We start from the raw sequence: 19,809 nt of genomic DNA, 5'->3' as shown, positions 1-19,809 counted from the left end.
TAAATGGCTCGAAACATGCAGTACTGATAGGGTAAACTAGCAAAAATTTGTACAGCACTGGGGGAAGATTATGAGTGAAGAAATGAGCTTGGAAGAACGTAAAGTCATTTATCGTGCTCGTCGTGGTTTAAAAGAAATTGATGTCTATTTCGACCCATACGTCAAAAAATATTATTTACAGGCAGATGCAGCAGAAAAAGCAACTTTTGCTGAGTTAGTCGAACAAGAAGATCCTGATTTACTGGATTGGTTTATGGAAGTGTCGGAACCGCCACGTCCTGAAATGAAAGCGCTGATTGTGAAATTGAAACATTACGTTCATGGCTAATCGATCTTTTCAGCTGAGACGCAGCCGCTTAGCCTTTGTATTTCAGCTGATTATTTTTACCCTTATAATTGTGCTTTTGCAGCAACTTTTGCCAGCATGGCTATGGGTAATTTGTATTTTATTGGCTGTCATTGGCTATGCTTATGGTTTAAAAGCCCCAGAGCCGATTTGTTTTGAACATTTAGATGCACGAGAATGGTCGCTTGCAAGTGCAAGGTCTGAGTACGTTAAACGTGTTTCGGTGAGTCATATCATTGATCATCAGCTATATATTGTGGTTTATTTTCAGCATTTTCGAGCAAAACCGCTATTGATTTGGATGGATCAACTACCGCGACAACAGTGGAAAGCCTTAAAAAAATTGGCGAAATTGATTTAATTGTTAGACAATTTTAGCTTGATAAAAACACATTAAAATATTAATAATCAATCATATAAATATTAAAAATAATCTATGTTAGACAGTTTTGCTATAAAAATAGCCATTATTTCAATTGTTAGACAATTTTTCAGCTTAATTTTTAACACTAAATGTAGATTAAATAGACCAACAGCAAATGAGGAAATCATTATGGTGATTCCAACTTGGATGTTTCTAGTGATAGCGATTGTTTTGGCAATTTTTATTGGACGACTTGGAACAGTGCTGAAGGATCAGTTGACAAAACATGAAAGCCAATAGGCTTTTACCCCTTAATAAGTAGCATGTGTCGAACCGTCGCAATGCTACTTTTTTTTGCCCAAATTTTTTAATTTCATTGAATCGAGTCAATTTTTTGAGTTTCATTTCGTGGCAAAGTATCACATCTAATTAGAGTAAATGCTCTTTTATTCAGATTTCGCATCTGATATGTTTGTTATATGGACATAAACACAATTATAGAGGACAGGAAAATGTCGAAAGTCCAAAAAATATGCCAAGGTATGGCCGTTATTGCAGTCGCAAGTTCTTTATTATCAGGTTGTTCTCAAGTGGTTAAAACAGGGGCGAATGTCGCACTTGGTTTTAGTGAAAAGCATATTATACCGCCTATTTTAGCGATGGATGATGCGGATATGGCATGTAATTCAGGCAATGCTTTGACCCCAGCAATTATGTCAACCAAAGATATGGGGGCAGATCCAACACGTATTGCGGTACTTTTATATGCTTCATCTGGGATCTGTGCTGAAAATCAGGCACTTGAATCTGAGTTACGCTATTTACGTGCGTCAAAAGCAGGTCAAGTCACAGAGGCGCAAGATGCCCGTATAGAACAAAAACGCTGGGCTGCAATTGCTGCACAGCGTCAATATGCCGGTTATCGACTTTTTGAAAATCGTTGGGAAGCGAAATATAACAAAAAATTGGGTGAAGCATGCCCGAAAATGAAAAGTGATTTGGATCAAACTGTTTATTTGATGGGAATGGTGAGTGGTTTACAAGCCATGACCAATGATATTAATTCAGGTGGTGCAGTCAATGTTCCCAAAGATATTGCGGCAGTGGTTGAACGTGGTATGGCATGTTTAGACAATGCAAAATTTTGGGGTGCACCCAATGCCACGCGTGCTGTGATTTGGACTTTGTTGCCAGGTGCTGGTGATGGTAAACCTGATCCTTACCAAACCTTAAAAGAGTCAGTTCAACTGGGCGAACAAAAAGGGGTACGTTTATCACATGCTTTGTATGCTGTGGCTGCTCAAGCCAGTGGTGATGATGCCAAAATACGTGATGCATTAAAAATCTTTGCCGTTTCACGTTCAGAAGAAAAACCAGTCAACCCACAGTTTAAGCTAGTGGATAGCATGGCGAAAAATATGGTACAGGCTATTTCTGACCGTTATTGGACTGAACACACTGGCATTCGTACGGGGGATGAGGGTATGCAGCGTTTCTGGGATGAAAAAGACAATACTGCAGAATTAGATGAATTATTTAGCGAAAATGAGAGTGCTCAATCCTAAATTTGATCTAATAAAAATAGGGTATTAAATGGCTTGAATGAATCGTTTCAATTTCTGATTGAAGCATTTTTAAGTAGGGGGCATGTCAATGAAAGACCCATTTCTTATGCGGAAGATTGTTTTTATTGCAATTGTGGTGTCATTTTCGGCATGCCTTCAAGTTTTTTCAGATGCATTTATTTACTGGCAAGCAGACTTACTGCAACAGTTCTGGCGTTTGTGGACAGCGCATTGGGTTCATGTGGGGTGGATTCATTATCTGTTGAATATGCTGGCTTTTGCATGTTTACCTTTTATTTTTCCACAGGTGAAAGTTGGGCATTTTGTTGCTTTACTTCTGTTACTACCCCTTTTGATTAGTCTTAGTTTCTATTATTTCTTTCCGAATATTGAAGCTTATGCCGGCTTGTCTGGGGTTTTGCACGGTGCTTATGTCGCGGTTGCGAGCGTGCATTTATTATATAAAAAAGAACGTAATTTCGCGACATTGGTCTTGTTTCTTATTCTTATCAAATTGATTTGGGAAAATACCATTGGCAGTGTCGGGACAGCGGAACTGATTGGCAGTCCTGTATTGGTTGAAGCACATTTATTGGGTGTTATTTGGGGTGTAATTATCGCAATCTTTTATATTTTATGGCGTTATTTTTCTAGATGGCAAGCAGATTGACATTTAAAACATAAAAGAAAATGCATATTGTCATTTTTATTTCGACTAATTTGATGCAAATTCGTACCCAACAATAAATAGATTGGGTAGAGAAAGGATATTTTCTATTCAAAAGGACATTGGCATTGCTGAACCGATTGTGATGGCCAAAATAAAAAATAGGAATACACATGCAAAATGATGAAAACAACAGATCAGGATTGGGTCTGTTACGTTATATATGGACAGAGTGGGTTTCGACGTTTGTCATTCTGATGTTACTTTTATTGACGCTCATCATTGGTACGGGTGAGATGATTCATGGTCAATTGTTACGTGTGGGAGAACGTTTGTATGGCAATGAACAAATTGGCATGCAATATTCTTTTTTACGTGCAGAACCAACGACGCCGGGTTGTGATCGTCATCCAGATATAGATGCTCAAGTACAGCAGCAAATGAAAGCCAATGCGAATGATGAGTTTGCTGATATTTTTGGTACCACATCGGCAGCAGATGTTCGTACTTCAGTATTGGCAGGTCAGCAACAGTGCGAAGAAAAGTATCTGTTTTATGACAAAGCAATAAAATATATGGATGATCATTCAAGTTTACGAAGTTACCGGACGCTTGAAACTTCATTCTTTGGTATTTTTAAATTTGGCACAGAAAACCGCGTTATCATTTTATTGTTGATGGTGGTGGTGGCTGCAATTACAGCTTCGGTGAAGTTTCATCATATTGGTTTACGTGCTCCGACCACCAAGCTGGATTATCGCGTATATGCGCTATTTATGGTGCTAGGCAATGGTTTGCTTACTGCATCTGTATTGAGTCAATACCATTCGATTGTCAATTCAGGGGTGACTTCGACCTATGAAACTTTGGTGGTTTATTGGTTGTGGATTTTTCTATTTGTGACCTTGACTTTAATTAGTTTATTTCAGTTCTTTAAACCGCCTGCTGTCAAACAGGAAGATAAAGGCAATTTGGGCTTAGCACTACTGAGTGTGCCTTTATATGCCTACATGGCATTGGTCACAGGGATTGCCTTTACCTTTGTTATGGATTACCCAATGGGGCAAGGGATTTATCTTGGAATTTTGGTTGAATTCTCAGGTATTTTCTTAAATCTTGCGTTGTTTATCTGGGCTGGGATGTTATTGACCCAAACCCGTGTCATGGATTTATTCCTTGGTATTTTACGTCCTTGGAACCTTGCACCAGAAACCCTGACTTGGCTGATTTTAATTGCCGCCGCTATTCCAACAGCATATACCGGTGCTTCAGGGATTTTTGTAGTCGCGGCTGGTGCAGTTATTTATAAGGAAGTTTGGAACTCGGGTTCTCGTCGTCAATATGCCTTAGCAGTGTCAGCAATGTCTGGCTCATTGGGTGTGGTGATTCGACCATGTTTGTTGGTGATTCTGATTTCAATGCTAGATAGTCGTCATGTGACTTCTGATGAGCTTTTTGATCATGGTATCTATGTCTTTTGGTTGACCGCATTTATCTTCCTTGGGATATCGTTATATCTTGCAGAAACGCGTTTCCGGGTGAATTCCCCGAAAGTTGCCGTACCAGGTATGTTAAAAGCGATTATTCCAGTTATTCCTTATATCGTGATTACGATTGTTGTGATTTCTTTCTATAAATATGGTCTAGATACCAAGATGGATGAATTCACTGCACCAGTGATTCTACCGATTATTTTACTTGCTTATATGATGTTTGATAAATGGTGGGGCGATCGTTTTGCCACTCCACCAGATAGACATGCAGCTTTAACCTTGGAACATGAAAAACAGTCAACCTTTATGCGGGAACATACTGCGCATGCAGGAGAAAAATCACGAGGGTTTGGTCAGTCACTGTGGTTTGCTTCGGCAGAAACGGTTGGGCATATTGGTGCATTAATTATCTTAATGGCATTGTCAGCAAGCGTGGGTGGTTTGATTGAACGTAGTGAAGTAGTTGAATTGCTACCAACACATTTAGGAAATATCTACATTTCACTCGCATTTATTGCCTTGTTATTGGCGATTATTGGGATGACGACCGATCCATTTGGGGCGGTGATTCTAGTTGCAGCAACCATTGCGCCAGTGGCGTATGAAAACGGGATTCATCCGATTCATTTCTGGATGATTGTATTGGTTGCCTTTGAATTAGGTTATGTCACACCACCAGTCGCTTTGAATCACCTGCTCACGAGGATGTCTGTTGGGGATGAAGAGGTGAGGGCTGCGGATGCTGAAGCTAAAGTAAAATATACCAAGTTCTACTATCGCTACGAGCGTTGGCTATTACCGATTATGGTGTTGTTCCCATCGTTACTAATCGTTGCGTATGCACCGTATATTTTCAAAATGTTTGGTTGGTATCACTAATTTTAACAGCATGATAAAAAGCACCTTCGGGTGCTTTTTTGATTGCACATCTCATTGATTGGGTTTTGATGACTGGGCTGAACGTTTTGGTACAAATTTATAAAGCTGGGACATTGTCGACTAATATTGGTCAGTCATCCTACAAAATCAGAAAACTGAGTTTCGCCACATGAATATGAATGTCACAGCCAAAACATCAGAATTAAACCAATAACTGCATGCCAAATCTATATTCAAATTTTTTCAGTTTTAAAAAATTATACTGTTATGAATATGGAAGGTCGGAAAATAAACAGGCTGACAAAATTTCAGGAAAAGGGCAAAGCCACTTAGTAGAGCATAATTTACGATAGGAAAGTAATGAATCGATAGGGATTAACTTTATTACAGCATATTGCGATGTTAACAAAGTTTAATGTTGTTTTATGATTCTTCATATATCAGCTGATCTGTAAGTGTAGATCAGCTGATATATATGGATGAGTCTTTGAAAACAGGTCAAGTCATGCTTCAATATTAGTTTGATTGTGCCAGCTGAGCTTCAAGCAATTTAATTTGTTCTTCTTTTAGTGCAATTAAGTCATCAGCATCTGTATGCTGTGTTTTAAGCATCGTTTCTTGATCATTCAATTGGGTTTGAATATCGGCAAGTTTAGCTACTTCTTCTTTCGCTAATGCTTCATTTTTTGGAACGGGTGCGGTTAGAATTTCTTCATCAACCAATTGAATGGTTTGTTCCTCTGTTGCAGTCGGTTTGACTTCAGCAGAAGCAGCAGGTTTTGCTGGCGTTTGTAAGCTGCTTGCTTCATGTTCAGGAAGTGCTTCGTTCGAGGTTGAAAAAAACCATTGATATGCAAAAACCAGTACAATGATTGCAACTAAGCCCCCAGTAATGCCCAATAAAAGTATTGGGCTATTTTTTTGATCTAACGTCATTTACGAACCTTTATGATTTTGGTTGACGAGGTTTGAATTGAATGACACCGATTTCATCCGCGACTTCCGGCTCTTGTGGTTCGTCGACCTGCGTCGGTCGATTTTCGCTATAACCACACTCGATACATTCAATCCATTCATCGTCGCCAGAGCTAAGCATGACTACTCGATCTAACGCTTCACATTTAGGACATTTAGCACCTGCGATGAAACGACGTTTAATAGTCATCTGACTTACCTTCTGATCAATCTATGATGCTTAGTTTAATGGTTTTTAGAGGTATTCGTCCAACCTTGATGGCGTAATAAAGCATCTATTTTTGGTTCGCGTCCGCGGAAATTGATAAACGCATCAAGTGCTGTATCTTTTCCGCCAACTGCTAGAATAAATTGCCGAAACTCTTTTCCAGTCTGTGTATTAAAAACCCCTTCTTTTTCGAAACGATCAAAGGCATCACTGGCTAAAACCTCGGCCCATTTATACGAGTAATAACCTGCGGCATAGCCACCCGCAAAAATATGACTAAAACTATGCTGAAAACGGTTATAGCTTATTGTCGGTGTAACGGCATATTTTTGGCGAATATCATCTAGTACAGCTTGGACTTGTACGGCATTTAAAGCAGGATTGTGCTTGTGAATAGACAAATCAAATAAGGCAAATTCAATTTGACGGAGTGTTTGCATACCTGATTGGAAGAAACGTGCATCGAGCAAAGCTTTGAGTAAATCTTGCGGTAAATGTTGTTTGCTTTCGATGTGTTCACTGAGTAAATCTAGACTTTCATGGTCCCAAGTCCAAAATTCCATAAATTGACTTGGTAGCTCCACTGCATCCCAGTCGACACCGTGAGTACCAGCCACCGCAATATGATCCACTTCGGTCAACATATGATGCAAGCCATGACCAAATTCATGGAATAAGGTATTTACTTCATCGTGGGTGAGTAGAGCAGGTTGATCACCCACAGCAGGCGTGAAGTTACAGACCATATAGCAAATGGGTTTTTGTATGCCATTTGCAGTTTGCATACGTGAACGGAAGCCGCTCATCCATGCACCACCACGTTTGCCACTGCGTGCATAGAGGTCAAAGTAAAAACCACCGACTACAGTGCCTTGATCTTCCAGTTCAAAGTAATGCACATCGGGATGCCAAACAGGAGCTTCACGCTGCACGATATTGATACCGTATAAACGATTTACAATACTGAATAAACCTTGCAGAATTTTTGGTGCAGGAAAATAGGGTTTTAATGATTCCTGAGATAAATTAAATTGTTGAACCTTCAGTTTTTCAGAATAGTAACCTGTATCCCAAGGTTGTAAATCGAGAATGACATCTTGTTGTGCAATGGCTTTGAGTTCGGCAATTTCTCTTTCCGCAGGCGCACGGGCATGTTCTGCGAGTTCAACCAAGAATTGATCGACTGTTGTAACATTGGGTGCCATTTTGCTGGCCAGTGATAGCTCGGCATAGTTGTTGAAACCCAGAAGCTGTGCCATTTCCTGACGTAGGCTTAGGATTTCTTCCATAACTTGGGTGTTGTCAAATTCAGTTTGTTCAGATTGATCTGATGCACGTGTGGTGTAGGCTTTATACAGCTCTTCACGCAAGGTACGGTCAGCGGCATAGGTCATAATGGCAAGATAAGAGGGAATATCTAAAGTGGCCACGGCTTGGTCAAGTTCACGTTGCTGACCATATTGTTTAAGTAAGTCGATGCTGCTTTGTGGTAAACCCTTGAGTTGATCTTCATTCAGTGGTTTGAAATAAGCTTGTGTTGCATCAAGGACATGGTTAGAAAAATCAGATGAAAGTTGAGACAAGCGTGCAGAAATCGCTGCAAAACGTTTTTTCGCTTCACCTTCTAAAGCAACGCCTGACAGTTTGAAGTCACGGAGTGCCAGTTTAATTGCACTTTGCTGTGCAGCGGGCAGAGTATTAAACAGTGAGGCATCATGCACCTGTTGATAGCTTTGATACAACGCTGTGTGTTGACCAAGCGTTGTATAGTATTCGCTTAGGTTGGGTAAAAGTGACTGATAGAGTCCGCGGGTTTCTGCATTGTTCATGACTGCATTAAGGTGTGAAAGTATCCCCCAAGCTTCACTCATGTTATTTTCAAGAGTATCCACTTGTTCGAGTACCGCCAGTTGTGCCTGAGCACTTTCAGGGACTTCAGTTAAATCTGTTAAAAACTTTAGTCCTTGTTGAATAGCTTGTTCAATCTGTTGTTTTAAATCGGCAAGTTGAATTTGATCAAATTGTGGAACTGGCAAAGTCGCCTTTTCTAAAGTCATTTCTATACGCCATTTCATTTATAAACTTAGTAGTAGATGTAGGGCTTGTGAGTAGGGAAATCAAGGTTTCTTTTGAGATTTGTTATTTTAAAATAAATTTGATTAGTGTTTAAAAGAAGTTGATTAATGAATTGCACTTAGTTTTGTAAGACAAAGATCGTTTGGAAAACCTAATAATATAAGTCTAATAAATTGGAATGATATTGGATGAGTCATCTTTAGGTTCAAGGTTATTGAGTTCGCGTGCTTCGAGTAAGTGAGCAATAAAAAAGAGAGCCGAAGCTCTCTTTTATTTCAGAATTAATCCTGCTTTATTTTAGCATTGGATTTTTTCTTTTTGGGTTTCGCTTTTTTCTTCACTTTATCTTTGCTTTTTGCATCAGACTTTGCCGAAGGTTTTTTGTCGGACTTTTTCGCAACAGACGGTGATTTGGTTTTTGGCTTTTTCTTACGAATCGGCTGTTCACCATCTTCACTCACTACGGCTTTAGCGCGTGGCGTGAAAACTTCTTCTTTAGATTCACGAGCAGGTTTAGCCGCAACACGAGGAGCACGACTACGAATCGCGCGACCAGCATGGGACATTTGTTGCAATAATTCAAAGTCAATCTTACGATCATCTAAGTTCACTGCTGCAACTTTAATTTTAACTTCATCGCCAAGACTAAAGCTTTGACCACGCCCACGCCCAACTAAGCTTTGACTGGCTTGATCATACACAAAGAAGTCATCGCCTAATTGGCTGACGTGAATCATGCCATCGACATATAAATCTTTGAGTGTCACGAACAAACCAAATTCGGCTACGGCACTAATGATACCAATGAATTCTTCACCTAAATGTTGCTGCATATAGTGACATTTTAACCATGTCGTTACAGAGCGAGATGCTTCATCGGCACGACGTTCAGTCTGTGAGAAATGCTCGCCAGCATCATCTAAAGCTGCTCCTGAAAGCGGAGATGGCTTTTGTTTTAAATGGGCTTTGATGGCACGGTGCAACAACAAGTCTGGGTAACGGCGAATTGGTGAAGTGAAATGTGTATAGGCATCATAGGCCAAACCAAAATGTCCAGCGTTGTTTGCGCCGTAATAGGCTTGCATCATAGAACGTAATAACACGGCATGAATACTTGGCGCATCAATACGCTCTTTGGTTGCTTCAATAACAGCTTGATAATCTTTTTGTGTTGGTTGTTCAGGGAAGGGTAAACCCAGTAACTTCACATACTCGCGAACTTTCTGAATACGTGAAAATTCAGGTGGCTCATGCACACGGTATAACATTGGAATGTCATGTTCTAAGGCATATTCTGCTGCTGCAACATTGGCAAGCAACATACATTCTTCAATCAGTTTATGCGCTTCATTGCGTGAACGTGGCAAAATTTCTTTAATGCCGCCAAGCTCATCAAAGGTCATATAGGTTTCGACGGTTTCAAATTCCATCGCATGACGTTCAGCACGTAAACCTTTGAGCACTTGATAAAGCTGGAACAAGGTATTAATGGATTTACGCACATCGCGATCTTCAGGTATCGCGTTGCTGTCACCATCAAAATATTGTGCAACTTGAGTATAGGTTAAACGTGCTTTTGAATGCATGACCGATGGATAGAACTGAAAGCCCGTCACTTTACCTGCACGAGATAAATTCAGATCACACACCATACAGAGTCGATCGAGGTGTGGATTGAGTGAGCACAAACCATTGGATAATGCTTCAGGCAACATAGGTAACACAAAGTGTGGGAAATACACTGAGGTTCCACGTTCTCTTGCTTCAGCATCAAGAGGTTTGTCAGGACGCACATAATGACTCACGTCAGCAATCGCAACCACGACACGATAACCACCGCCTGGACGTTTTTCTGCATAAACTGCATCGTCAAAGTCACGTGCATCTTCACCATCAATGGTGACCAGTGCTAAATCACGTAAATCGATGCGACCTTCACGGTCTTGTGCATTGGGCTCTTTAAAGTGTTCTGCATCGCGGATCACTTCTTCTGGAAATTCATACGGCAAACCAAACTCTAAAATAGTTTGCGGAATAATAATTTCAGTGTCAGCTTTGTCCGCCATAGATTGCACAATGTGCCCAGTCGGTAATTCTTCACGCGTCGGGTAGTCATCAATTGCGACACGAACAGAATCGCCGACTTTAACTTGAGCATGTTCAATCAGTTCTTTTTCTAAGGTAATTGGTTGGTGTGCATTTGGATTTGCAGGTTGAATAAAGTATTCACCATCATAAATCGCCACTTTACCAATAATCTGTTTAACACGATGTTGCACGACTTCAGTAATAAAGCCCCAAGGTTTACCTTTGCGATCCACGGAGGTTTGGCGCACTTTCACGCGGTCACCATTAAAGACCAAACGCAGTTCACGTTCAGGCAATACAATATCATCATGATTGGCAATGTTGACTGAGCCTAAACCTTTTGAATTGATATATACCGTGCCTTCATGCGTTGGTTGGTTGGTTGCGAGCTGGAATTTAAATCCATCTTTCATCAACTGACCATCGCGCACCATTGCACTTAAACGATGACTCAGTGCTTCTATACTTCGTTCATCGGCAATATTGAACTGTTCCACTAAATCTGAATGAGACTGTGGTGCTTGTAATTTTTCAATCGTTTCTGAAATTAGAATACGGCTTGGAATAGGATTGTCATAACGCTCAGCTTCAGCTTTAGCTTCAGGATCGACCCAATTTTTCATAATGTCTTTGGCTTCATGTCAGAAGATAGGATTAGCATAAGTCATGCAGCGTGATACTGCACGTAAATGATTGCAATATTGTGTTTTCAGATCAGATTTTACCGTGCCGCCAAATATTTCACACGCACCGCGACTAAAAAACTGCGCAAAAGGGCAGTAAAAAGGGCTGAATTGATTAAAAAATAGATGATTGATTAAAAAAACAAGAATTTTTTGAAATGTGACTTGAAGAAGTAGGGTTTAGTTTGTATTATGGCGGCTCGTTACGGTGAGGTGGCCGAGTGGCTGAAGGTACTCCCCTGCTAAGGGAGCGTGGGTCTTAAAGCCCACCGAGGGTTCGAATCCCTCCCTCACCGCCACGAATAACTTGAAATGCGCTCATAGCTCAGCTGGATAGAGCACTTGGCTACGAACTAAGGGGTCGGGAGTTCGAATCTCTCTGAGCGCACCAATCAAGTTAAACGTAAACGTAAATGTAACGACGTCGAAAGACAACTCAAGTACGCGCTCATAGCTCAGCTGGATAGAGCACTTGGCTACGAACTAAGGGGTCGGGAGTTCGAATCTCTCTGAGCGCACCAACTTGAACACATCGAGAGATGTAAAATTGGAAGAAACCGCACATGTTGCGGTTTTTTTGTGTCTGAAATTTAGTGTTTCTTTCTACAAGGTTTAGACGGAGAGAATGGCATCAATCAACGAATAGCGTATTTAATAAATACTGAATAGGGTTTTTGTTTAAAAAATAGCTGAACAATTGAATTTTGCCCAATAACTGTTCGCTTGGTGAGGTATTTGTTAAAAAGCACTTAACAGATAAATAAAAATGCGTATAATGCAGCACATCAAGACGTCGCGCTCATAGCTCAGCTGGATAGAGCACTTGGCTACGAACTAAGGGGTCGGGAGTTCGAATCTCTCTGAGCGCACCAACTTGATCAAGACTGAAAAATCGCACATGTTGCGGTTTTTTTGTGTCTGTCATATGGCTCAGAATTCAATTTAAGCTATCTCAAGATTCCTTGTTTTCAATCAGCATAATCTTCTCGCTATTTCCCAGCATATCTCATGATTCATTCCAAAGTGTGTCTACAACGCTGCCTTGAAAACTTTGCATCCAGTATGAAGAACGTGACAAATTTGGTGTAATATCTAGCGCAATTGTTGTAATAATTTGATGATGAATGATGTCAGAGACCAAGCCTGCTGTATCGGTACGTTATTTTTTAAACCTAGAAGAATCACAAGATGGTTTTGCCCTTGCAACCTTTGGTAAAAAGCAAATTACACGTTTTATTACCCCATTGGTGAGTGTCGGGATTATCATTTGGGGCTTTATGCTCGGTTTTACCAGTGTTGGACGCTACTATGTTGCGCTAGGGATATTCTTTCTGGTGATGCAACTGGTGATGCGTTACTGGTTTCTACCGATGATGTTTAAACGTCAATTTGTAAAATATCAATTTGGTAAAAGTGAGCAGGGCATCGAATTGTTTCAGGATCATGCTGAAATTTATGCCAATGGTCGCAAGCAAGTTTTCAACTACAATGAAGTGCAAAACTTTGCTATAGGTAAGTTGACCTATATGATTGAATTGAAAAATCGCACGGTGGTTATCGTACCAAAACGTGCTTTTGAGCAGGCTACTGATCAAACCATATTTGAAAATACATTTAAAAAATAAATTTTAAAACAGTGTCATAGAGAAATAAAAGGGAAGATCATGAGTACACGTCCATCTAAAATTGTCTGTGTCGGTCGTAGCTATGCAGACCATGCTAAAGAGTTAGGCAATGCGATTCCTGATTATCCAGTGCTCTTTATGAAGCCACCGAGTAGTCTGTCAAGTTTAGCGAATGGCATTAGTTGGAATCCTGTATGGGGTAATTGCCATTATGAATGTGAATTGACATTACGGATTGATAAAACCTTAACGGCAGAAACGGATCCAGCCAAAGCTTTAGCAGCGGTGGGTGCAGTCACTTTGGGTTTGGACTTAACTTTACGTGATTTACAAGATGACTTGAAAAAGAAAGGTCAGCCTTGGGAGCGTGCCAAAGCTTTTGATGGTTCATGTATTTTGGCAGATTGGGTGGACGTTACTGAAGTTAAAAACTGGAATAATGTACATTATACTTTGCATGTCAATGATGAACTGCGTCAGGCAGGAGATACCTCTTTCCTTATTTTTGATATAGCCACTTTGCTTGTTGATATTAGTAAAGTTTTTACCCTAGAGCCGGGTGATGTGGTGATGACAGGTACGCCAGCAGGTGTTGCTGCGTTAAAGGCAGGTGATCAGCTGAGCATGACTTTACAGGGTCAAACACAAGATTTTGTTTGGAAAACTTTTGTAAAATAGTTTTCAACTTAAGCTGAGTGAAAAATAAGCAATAGGCTTGGTTGTAGAATCGAGCCTATTTTTTTATGCAAATTTTAACGAGAAAGCTGGATTGAGCGATCATTAAATATTTTAGTCAGTTCCTGTACGAATGCTGAGTTGTTGTGCTTCTTGATCATTGAGATGAACGGTATTTAGTGAGAGCGGTTGTATAATCTGTACAGGCGTAAATCGAATTTGTAGATAAGAGGGATGACCATTTCGATCTGCTGCAAGTTGAGTATTTATTTTTTCAATTTCAGCAGAGGTTGGAGCTATATCACCACGAATACTGGCGCGGACCAAAGTGAAATTTTCATGTGGATCAAATTGAACGGTATCGATCACATTGTTATTTACATTTAAATTTTGACTGATTTGTTGCTTGATTTGAGTCTCGTAGAGTTGTTTATGAATTGATTGCAGAAGATTGAAGGTCAAGTAAATTGCTAGAATAATCAGGATAATCAAACTAATACTATTACGTTTAATGAATTCCCAAATACTGTTTATTTCTTCATCTGAACCACGTCTAAAACCAGTAATCCATAAAACTAAAGACGAACTCACTTGAATGGCAACCATATTGGTAAAGGCCAGTAAAAAAGCATTGGCTGAATTTTGAAATTGACCATGTGCCAATAAAAGACCACTCGCAACTAAAGGAGGAACTAATGCTGTCGCCACCGCAACACCAACCACTGCAACAGATAAACGAGGAGAAACAGCAGCAAAAGCACCTGCTGCACCACCCGCCAAGGCAATCATTAAGTCAATGGTCGTCGGTTTTGTACGTGCTAGAATTTCATTGGTGATGGGTAGATCAGAATGAATAAATCCCATGATGATCCCAATGCTATAAATCATTATGACCCCTAAAGATAAGGTGCTTAATGATGTTCGTAATAAGACCCAGCGCGCATCAATGAAAGCCAATGCGATCCCTGAAATAGGGCCTAACATCATGGCAACGAGCATCGCACCAATAACCACAGCAGTAGAATCAGCCAATAAACCATATCCAGCAATAATTGCTGCTAATGCATTCATGGTAAAGAAAGTTTTACTGGGAAGTGCATCTGCCTGAATATTTAAGCGAACTTGTTTATGGTCAATTTTTTTTGAATTTTCGCGTAAAGCCTGTTTATATCTGAGTTTTTCTTTTAACAGCTCATATTTGTTTTGATCAGGGTTATGCTCATCAATAATAATGGTTGGAATATCTTGGTCTTTTTTTTGCATCATTTTCTCAATGAAATGAATTCTTGTGCGCATGATAGCAAATTTTACTTATACAATTTCTGAAACCGATTGGGTGCATATTGCATGCGATGCTGAAACATATGAATAAATACTGAGGCTTTGTCACTATTCATTTAAAGATATCCCTCACATTTTTGGTTATAACACACCAAAGTTCGCTCTGTCATATTTATCCTTGGACATGCCTTTACTAGCTAATATGCGATGATTATGATTTTTATTGTGCTTAAGCAAGTTAAATAAAGCCCACCCAGCCAACGCTTGTTTTACCAATTGGGTAGTTTTGTGTTTTTATTTCCCGTGGCTTTTATATTGGGGCAAGCAGAAATCTATTAGAGTTGTATTACCATTAGCAGTTTGGTTTTGCATAGCTTAATTATGTTCTTTATGCGTTTGATATTATGGTTGTATTTGTTAGCTAATCATCTAGGTGTATTTTATTTTTGCTCCATGTTGGCTATGCTTTTTGGGGTTTTATGCTTAAATAAAACCATTGAACTTAATTTTGTTTTTGGGACAATATTGGTGATGATGGGAGATTGGTGGTGAGTGTGCAGGATTGGATTAAAAGAAAATTACACTATGTTTAAGTCTATGAATTTAGCCACATTAATAGGTTTGTCTTCTATTTTAATTTGGGCAAGCTTGGTGGCTGTCGTTAAACTGATTACCGAATCTTTAACGCCTATTTCGGCTATTGCACTGATTTATAGTTTTAGTGCACTGTGTATTTTAGTGCTAAATGGATTGCCTCGTTTTCAACAGCTGTCTAAAGCTTATTTGTGGGGCTGTGGTACGTTATTTGTTAATTATGAAATTTTATTTTTGCTTTCGATTGCCTTGTCACATAATCATGATCAAGTGCTCATTATTGCGATGATTAATTATTTGTGGCCGCCATTAACCATTGTATTTTCAATACTGGCAAAGCAGCTGCATTATCGTTGCTCTGTTATTTGGGGATTTATACTTTCTGTTTTTGGACTCTTGTTGGTGGTCAATCCAGATATTTTAAATTTACCTCAATTTATGCATGTTTTGCAGCAGAATCCAATCGCCTATTTTTTTGCATTTTTAGGGGCTTTATTGTGGCCGTGTTATAGCGTGTTCACTAAAAAATATGCCCAAGGACAAAATGCTGTACCGTTATTTTTTATGGTGACTGCGCTGGCTTTGTGGGGAATTCATTTTACACTCAATGAGCCTTTTATTTTTCCACAATTTAATATGTGGTTAGCCATTGCTGTTACAGGTGGTTTGGTGGGGATTGCTTATAGTAATTGGAATCAAAGTTTGCAGTTTGGTAATATTAAGCTGCTCATTCTTGCCACTTACTTTATTCCAGTTTTATCCTCTTTAATATCGATGCTGATTTTGGATGCACGACCACAAATGAGCTTTTGGATCGGAACGCTTTTCGTGACTTTGGGCGCAATCATTTGTTGGAAAAGCACCTCAGAAACGCAATCATGATGACTATCTTTTATCCCATATAGCCCTTGCTCTATTTTGAGGGAAGATAGCGATCGTCATCATGATTGCATGAGATATTTTTGCTTAATCCATCAACAAGATAATTTCGCCTTATTTTTCTTCCAAAATTTTAGACAGTGGAATCGCCAATTTTGCTGAAAGATAATCATCGGCTTCAATCAGTGCAGGTCCCAGTTTTTGCATCCACTCATCATCGGGATGAATATTGCCCACGTCTTGACGCCGTGGTAATGGATAAGGCAACTGTGTATAGAAACTCCAGAAATCCACTTGTGTTAAATTACGTACCAGAACAAATTCATTATTATCGGTACGTTTGACCAAGTTCTGTTGTTCTAACATCAAGACATAAGTAGGCCAGCGTCCAATTTCCTCACGTCCTAAGACTTCCAGCGCTTCTTCATCGGATACACTCTCACCCACTTGTTGCTTTTTATAAAACAGTTCTAGCAAGTCCAAAAGCATAATCACAGGATGGCGTTTTTGTTCTTTGCCTGAATAAAAAGCCGTGAGGGCATAACTAATTTCGACACCCAATAACACGATATTCCATGATAAAAAAATCCATAACAGGAAAATAGGAACTGCGGCAAATGCACCATAAATAATTTCATAACTGGTGAAATGGGACATGGCAAAGCCGAATAGATGCTTTAATAATTCAAACACCACCGCACTAAAAGTACCTGCAATGAACGCAGCTTTAATCGGAACGCTACGGTTTGGAATGGTCCAATTTAAAATGAAAAAACCCAATATGGTCAGTGCAAAAGAAAGACACCAAAAGATTAATGCACCATTGACCTCATAACCGGCAAAATTGTTGCTGAGTACATTGAGCGATGCTACGGCAGATGAAATTACAAATGCACTGCCGAGTAAAATTGGCCCAAGTGAAATAATGGTCCAATAACGCATGAAGCCAATAATACCACCACGCGTTTCTCGAACACGCCAAATACGGTTAAACACCGTTTCGATACTGGTCAACATCATCACTGTGGTAACAAACAGAAATAAAATACCAATGACCGTCAGATTGCTGGATTTTTCAGTAAAGGCATTAAAAGCCTTGTCAAAAGCAATGGTGGTTTTGGGTAAGAAATTACTATAAATCAGTTGTTGTAATTGTTGTCTGGCTGGCTCAAGTGCTTTAATGGAAGAAATGATGACCAAAAAAACAGTCAGCATGGGCACGACAGCAAAGAGGGTGGTATAGGTTAAAGACCCTGCTTGTTCACGGCAACGATCTGCTTCAAAACGTCGTATGACAAATAAAACAAACTGAAACCATGTCTTGTCATAAAAGTGGAGTTTTTTTAAATACTTTTCTAACATAAGTATAAAGTCTCAATTTTTTAATCATCTTTATGAATTTTCATGACTAAGCTTAACCAAAAAATGGGAAAAATACCGTATAGTTTTCTTTTTTAGCTTCGTTTATCAAAATTATGCAGCCTTACATCCTTGTTTTATATTACAGCAAATATGGTTCAACGAAAGACATGGCACATTTAATTGCCAATGGCGTTGAAGCGACAGGTATGGCGGTAAAAATTCGGACTGTGCCAAATTTATCGACTGTGGTGCAAGAGGTAGAACCGAGTATTCCTGCGGATGGTGATATTTATTGTACTTTGGATGATTTGGCGCATTGTTCAGGCTTGGCTTTAGGTTCGCCGACGCGGTTTGGCAATATGGCCAGTGAAATGAAGTATTTTTGGGATCAGACCACCAGTCTTTGGTTAAATGGGGCATTGCATCATAAACCTGCTTGTGTATTTACCTCATCGGGTTCTATGCATGGTGGGCAGGAAAGCACCTTATTGACCATGCTTCCACCGCTATTTCATCATGGCATGATGATTATGGGTTTAGCCAATGCCAATCCTGCTTTATCCAATACTAAATCTGGCGGTACGCCGTATGGCGCAAGCCATGTCAGTGGCCCACGTCATGACTTGGGTTTAAGCCAAGATGAAAAAACCCTCTGTGTTGAGCAGGGTAAATGTTTGGGTAATGTAGTGAAGAAGTTACAAGCAAGTGCATAATCTAGGCTTAGAAAGTGAATTTAATCAGTACACGTTCTATATTTCTGATTTTTGAAGTATTTCCAGAAAAGTCCAAAGTGTATTGAAAATGAATCGCTTTGGACTTCTGAATATGAAAATAAACCTTTGCGGCTTATACTTTTTCTTTAAAGCGATAATTGCATTTTAAGCATTTGTAATCTAAGAACACATTTTTATCAATAATTACACCTGCTTTTTTGCCAAAAATATTACCTAAAACACCACCTGTAATACCGACTGCAATTGCACCAACAAAAGTCCCGACCGTTCCACCAAAAATGACACCCAATGGGCCAGCGACAGCTCCGATGGCTGCTCCAGTTGAGGCGCCCGTTGCAGCACCACCGACTGTTCCTGCTGTTGCACCAGCAGAAGTCATCAGAATGCCACTAATGGTTCTTAATTTCTTTTCATGATCACGTTTTTCAACGTCAGTAGAGCCACATTTAGGACATAGCATAGATTTTCCCATCAACGATTTATCTTTTCTTTATCTTGTGATGAAGTGCTTAAAATACGCCACAAAGATAATTAATCATTACAACTAAGGCTCACAGTATGTATTTTTAACGGATACTGTCAGGAATGTTTCATAGCAACTTGATTCTAGCTGAATCACAGCATTGAAGTTTATCTGAGTTGTAAATACACAGGCTTAAATTGGGGGTAGGGAGAAAAGATATTTACGCTTTATTTTATATTAAGCTGTACGTATAGGATGTGATTGCTAAGTGATTCTAATGAAAATTGTGAAATAGCGATCAATAAATAGGTGTGGAACAAGACTATTCACATAAAAAGCCCAATTCGTGAGGACTAGGCTTTTGTGAAAAATTTAAGCGAATGATTTATATGGGAATAAAAATAGAATTTCGTATAAGGTGTATTATGTTAATTTTAGAGAATCTTTATAATTTTGCTATTTCATTCTCAATAATTTTCATCTTCATTTTGTATGAAAATACTTTAAAAATTAGTCCATTTACAAATGTGCTGATTGTTATCGTAAAGAAAACTGAAACGGTTAAATCAATTAAGTAATATTCACTTTTAATCAAAATAGGTTGGTAAATTGCAACTGCTAAGATAGCAATCCAGTGGCTCATACAATAAAAACACTGAAATAAATACCCGATCATATGTCCGCATTTATTAGCAAAATTACGTACAGGTACGAATAATTCCGTAAGTGTAATCGTCGTTGAAATACTCGCAGATGCAACAGCAATTACAAAACAAACCCAAATATCTTGAATAAATTCCATGATAAAACCAATATGTATCTTTTAAAGTTACATATTAAAGCATTAAAATA

General features: G+C 39.3%; 17 protein-coding genes and 4 tRNA genes. 13 read left to right on the top strand and 8 right to left on the bottom strand.

The window, feature by feature from the left end; all coding sequences use genetic code 11:
• Positions 1 to 70: 70 nt before the first annotated feature.
• From B9T25_RS11830 to B9T25_RS11810, 5 genes are all read left to right on the top strand, one after another.
• Positions 71 to 328, top strand: coding sequence for a succinate dehydrogenase assembly factor 2 (locus B9T25_RS11830; RefSeq protein ID WP_086188627.1), 258 nt, complete (start codon positions 71 to 73; stop codon positions 326 to 328).
• Positions 321 to 707 (top strand): hypothetical protein, encoded by a 387-nt coding sequence (locus B9T25_RS11825; protein WP_086188626.1) that lies wholly within the window; start codon positions 321 to 323, stop codon positions 705 to 707. The genes B9T25_RS11830 and B9T25_RS11825 overlap by 8 nt, the downstream gene beginning before the upstream one ends.
• A gap of 515 nt (positions 708 to 1,222) precedes the next feature.
• A complete protein-coding gene (locus tag B9T25_RS11820; RefSeq protein ID WP_086188625.1) occupies positions 1,223 to 2,275 on the top strand; it encodes a hypothetical protein in 1,053 nt (350 codons plus the stop codon).
• An 88-nt stretch (positions 2,276 to 2,363) separates the two neighbouring features.
• A complete protein-coding gene (rrtA, locus tag B9T25_RS11815; protein WP_086188624.1) occupies positions 2,364 to 2,945 on the top strand; it encodes a rhombosortase in 582 nt (193 codons plus the stop codon).
• Positions 2,946 to 3,115: 170 nt separating this feature from the next.
• On the top strand, positions 3,116 to 5,314 hold the full coding sequence (locus B9T25_RS11810) for a TRAP transporter large permease subunit (protein WP_086188623.1): 2,199 nt from the start codon (positions 3,116 to 3,118) through the stop codon (positions 5,312 to 5,314).
• A 516-nt stretch (positions 5,315 to 5,830) separates the two neighbouring features.
• Here the strand turns inward: B9T25_RS11810 and B9T25_RS11805 are convergent.
• The 4 genes from B9T25_RS11805 to rnr form a co-directional block, all read right to left on the bottom strand.
• Positions 5,831 to 6,250: a hypothetical protein gene (locus B9T25_RS11805; RefSeq protein WP_086188622.1), complete on the bottom strand. Its 420-nt coding sequence runs from the start codon at positions 6,248 to 6,250 to the stop codon at positions 5,831 to 5,833.
• 10 nt (positions 6,251 to 6,260) lie between these two features.
• Entirely contained in the window at positions 6,261 to 6,473 is a 213-nt protein-coding gene (locus B9T25_RS11800; protein ID WP_171262782.1) for a YheV family putative zinc ribbon protein, read from the bottom strand.
• Between the two features lie 41 nt (positions 6,474 to 6,514).
• A complete protein-coding gene (locus tag B9T25_RS11795) occupies positions 6,515 to 8,572 on the bottom strand; it encodes a M3 family metallopeptidase (RefSeq protein ID WP_171262777.1) in 2,058 nt (685 codons plus the stop codon).
• Between the two features lie 282 nt (positions 8,573 to 8,854).
• Complete coding sequence (gene rnr / locus B9T25_RS11790; protein WP_213032996.1) at positions 8,855 to 11,287, bottom strand: ribonuclease R; 2,433 nt, start codon at positions 11,285 to 11,287, stop codon at positions 8,855 to 8,857.
• Between the two features lie 264 nt (positions 11,288 to 11,551).
• On the opposite strand from rnr, the gene B9T25_RS11785 reads away from it, so the two are divergent.
• From B9T25_RS11785 to B9T25_RS11760, 6 genes are all read left to right on the top strand, one after another.
• Positions 11,552 to 11,643 (top strand) — tRNA-Ser (locus B9T25_RS11785).
• A 15-nt stretch (positions 11,644 to 11,658) separates the two neighbouring features.
• Positions 11,659 to 11,735, top strand: a tRNA-Arg gene (locus B9T25_RS11780).
• A 53-nt stretch (positions 11,736 to 11,788) separates the two neighbouring features.
• Positions 11,789 to 11,865: transfer RNA gene (locus B9T25_RS11775), tRNA-Arg, on the top strand.
• Positions 11,866 to 12,139: 274 nt separating this feature from the next.
• A tRNA-Arg gene (locus B9T25_RS11770) sits at positions 12,140 to 12,216 on the top strand.
• A 255-nt stretch (positions 12,217 to 12,471) separates the two neighbouring features.
• A complete protein-coding gene (locus B9T25_RS11765) occupies positions 12,472 to 12,969 on the top strand; it encodes a YcxB family protein (RefSeq protein WP_086188618.1) in 498 nt (165 codons plus the stop codon).
• A 39-nt stretch (positions 12,970 to 13,008) separates the two neighbouring features.
• Positions 13,009 to 13,647: a fumarylacetoacetate hydrolase family protein gene (locus B9T25_RS11760; RefSeq protein WP_086188617.1), complete on the top strand. Its 639-nt coding sequence runs from the start codon at positions 13,009 to 13,011 to the stop codon at positions 13,645 to 13,647.
• 111 nt (positions 13,648 to 13,758) lie between these two features.
• On the opposite strand, the gene B9T25_RS11755 is transcribed toward B9T25_RS11760, so the two are convergent.
• The gene (locus B9T25_RS11755) at positions 13,759 to 14,907 is read right to left on the bottom strand and encodes a DUF389 domain-containing protein (protein ID WP_086188616.1); all 1,149 of its coding nucleotides are present in this window, start codon (positions 14,905 to 14,907) and stop codon (positions 13,759 to 13,761) included.
• A gap of 603 nt (positions 14,908 to 15,510) precedes the next feature.
• On the opposite strand from B9T25_RS11755, the gene yddG reads away from it, so the two are divergent.
• The gene (yddG, locus tag B9T25_RS11750) at positions 15,511 to 16,401 is read left to right on the top strand and encodes an aromatic amino acid DMT transporter YddG (protein ID WP_086188615.1); all 891 of its coding nucleotides are present in this window, start codon (positions 15,511 to 15,513) and stop codon (positions 16,399 to 16,401) included.
• Between the two features lie 111 nt (positions 16,402 to 16,512).
• On the opposite strand, the gene B9T25_RS11745 is transcribed toward yddG, so the two are convergent.
• Positions 16,513 to 17,760, bottom strand: coding sequence for a YihY family inner membrane protein (locus B9T25_RS11745; protein WP_086188614.1), 1,248 nt, complete (start codon positions 17,758 to 17,760; stop codon positions 16,513 to 16,515).
• A gap of 113 nt (positions 17,761 to 17,873) precedes the next feature.
• Here B9T25_RS11745 and wrbA point away from each other — a divergent pair, with 113 nt between their 5' ends.
• A complete protein-coding gene (wrbA, locus tag B9T25_RS11740) occupies positions 17,874 to 18,473 on the top strand; it encodes an NAD(P)H:quinone oxidoreductase (protein ID WP_086188613.1) in 600 nt (199 codons plus the stop codon).
• Between the two features lie 133 nt (positions 18,474 to 18,606).
• Here the strand turns inward: wrbA and B9T25_RS11735 are convergent, their stop codons facing one another.
• Together B9T25_RS11735 and B9T25_RS11730 are read right to left on the bottom strand one after the other, a co-directional pair.
• Positions 18,607 to 18,966 (bottom strand): hypothetical protein, encoded by a 360-nt coding sequence (locus tag B9T25_RS11735; RefSeq protein ID WP_086188612.1) that lies wholly within the window; start codon positions 18,964 to 18,966, stop codon positions 18,607 to 18,609.
• A gap of 436 nt (positions 18,967 to 19,402) precedes the next feature.
• On the bottom strand, positions 19,403 to 19,759 hold the full coding sequence (locus B9T25_RS11730; RefSeq protein ID WP_086188611.1) for a DUF1360 domain-containing protein: 357 nt from the start codon (positions 19,757 to 19,759) through the stop codon (positions 19,403 to 19,405).
• Positions 19,760 to 19,809 lie beyond the last annotated feature (50 nt).

It is taken from the genome of Acinetobacter sp. ANC 4470 (assembly GCF_002135335.1).
Lineage (GTDB): Bacteria > Pseudomonadota > Gammaproteobacteria > Pseudomonadales > Moraxellaceae > Acinetobacter.
This window is presented reverse-complemented; position numbering and strand designations above follow the sequence as displayed.

What these genes read in the sequence shown, in the direction of transcription:
- B9T25_RS11830 (WP_086188627.1), top strand. Translation starts at nt 71, where the DNA reads ATGAGTGAAGAAATGAGCTTGGAAGAACGTAAAGTCATTTATCGTGCT.
- B9T25_RS11825 (WP_086188626.1), top strand. Translation starts at nt 321, where the DNA reads ATGGCTAATCGATCTTTTCAGCTGAGACGCAGCCGCTTAGCCTTTGTA.
- B9T25_RS11820 (WP_086188625.1), top strand. Translation starts at nt 1,223, where the DNA reads ATGTCGAAAGTCCAAAAAATATGCCAAGGTATGGCCGTTATTGCAGTC.
- rrtA (WP_086188624.1), top strand. Translation starts at nt 2,364, where the DNA reads ATGAAAGACCCATTTCTTATGCGGAAGATTGTTTTTATTGCAATTGTG.
- B9T25_RS11810 (WP_086188623.1), top strand. Translation starts at nt 3,116, where the DNA reads ATGCAAAATGATGAAAACAACAGATCAGGATTGGGTCTGTTACGTTAT.
- B9T25_RS11805 (WP_086188622.1), bottom strand. Translation starts at nt 6,250, where the DNA reads ATGACGTTAGATCAAAAAAATAGCCCAATACTTTTATTGGGCATTACT.
- B9T25_RS11795 (WP_171262777.1), bottom strand. Translation starts at nt 8,572, where the DNA reads ATGAAATGGCGTATAGAAATGACTTTAGAAAAGGCGACTTTGCCAGTT.
- B9T25_RS11765 (WP_086188618.1), top strand. Translation starts at nt 12,472, where the DNA reads ATGTCAGAGACCAAGCCTGCTGTATCGGTACGTTATTTTTTAAACCTA.
- B9T25_RS11760 (WP_086188617.1), top strand. Translation starts at nt 13,009, where the DNA reads ATGAGTACACGTCCATCTAAAATTGTCTGTGTCGGTCGTAGCTATGCA.
- B9T25_RS11755 (WP_086188616.1), bottom strand. Translation starts at nt 14,907, where the DNA reads ATGCAAAAAAAAGACCAAGATATTCCAACCATTATTATTGATGAGCAT.
- yddG (WP_086188615.1), top strand. Translation starts at nt 15,511, where the DNA reads ATGTTTAAGTCTATGAATTTAGCCACATTAATAGGTTTGTCTTCTATT.
- B9T25_RS11745 (WP_086188614.1), bottom strand. Translation starts at nt 17,760, where the DNA reads ATGTTAGAAAAGTATTTAAAAAAACTCCACTTTTATGACAAGACATGG.
- wrbA (WP_086188613.1), top strand. Translation starts at nt 17,874, where the DNA reads ATGCAGCCTTACATCCTTGTTTTATATTACAGCAAATATGGTTCAACG.
- B9T25_RS11735 (WP_086188612.1), bottom strand. Translation starts at nt 18,966, where the DNA reads ATGGGAAAATCTATGCTATGTCCTAAATGTGGCTCTACTGACGTTGAA.
- B9T25_RS11730 (WP_086188611.1), bottom strand. Translation starts at nt 19,759, where the DNA reads ATGGAATTTATTCAAGATATTTGGGTTTGTTTTGTAATTGCTGTTGCA.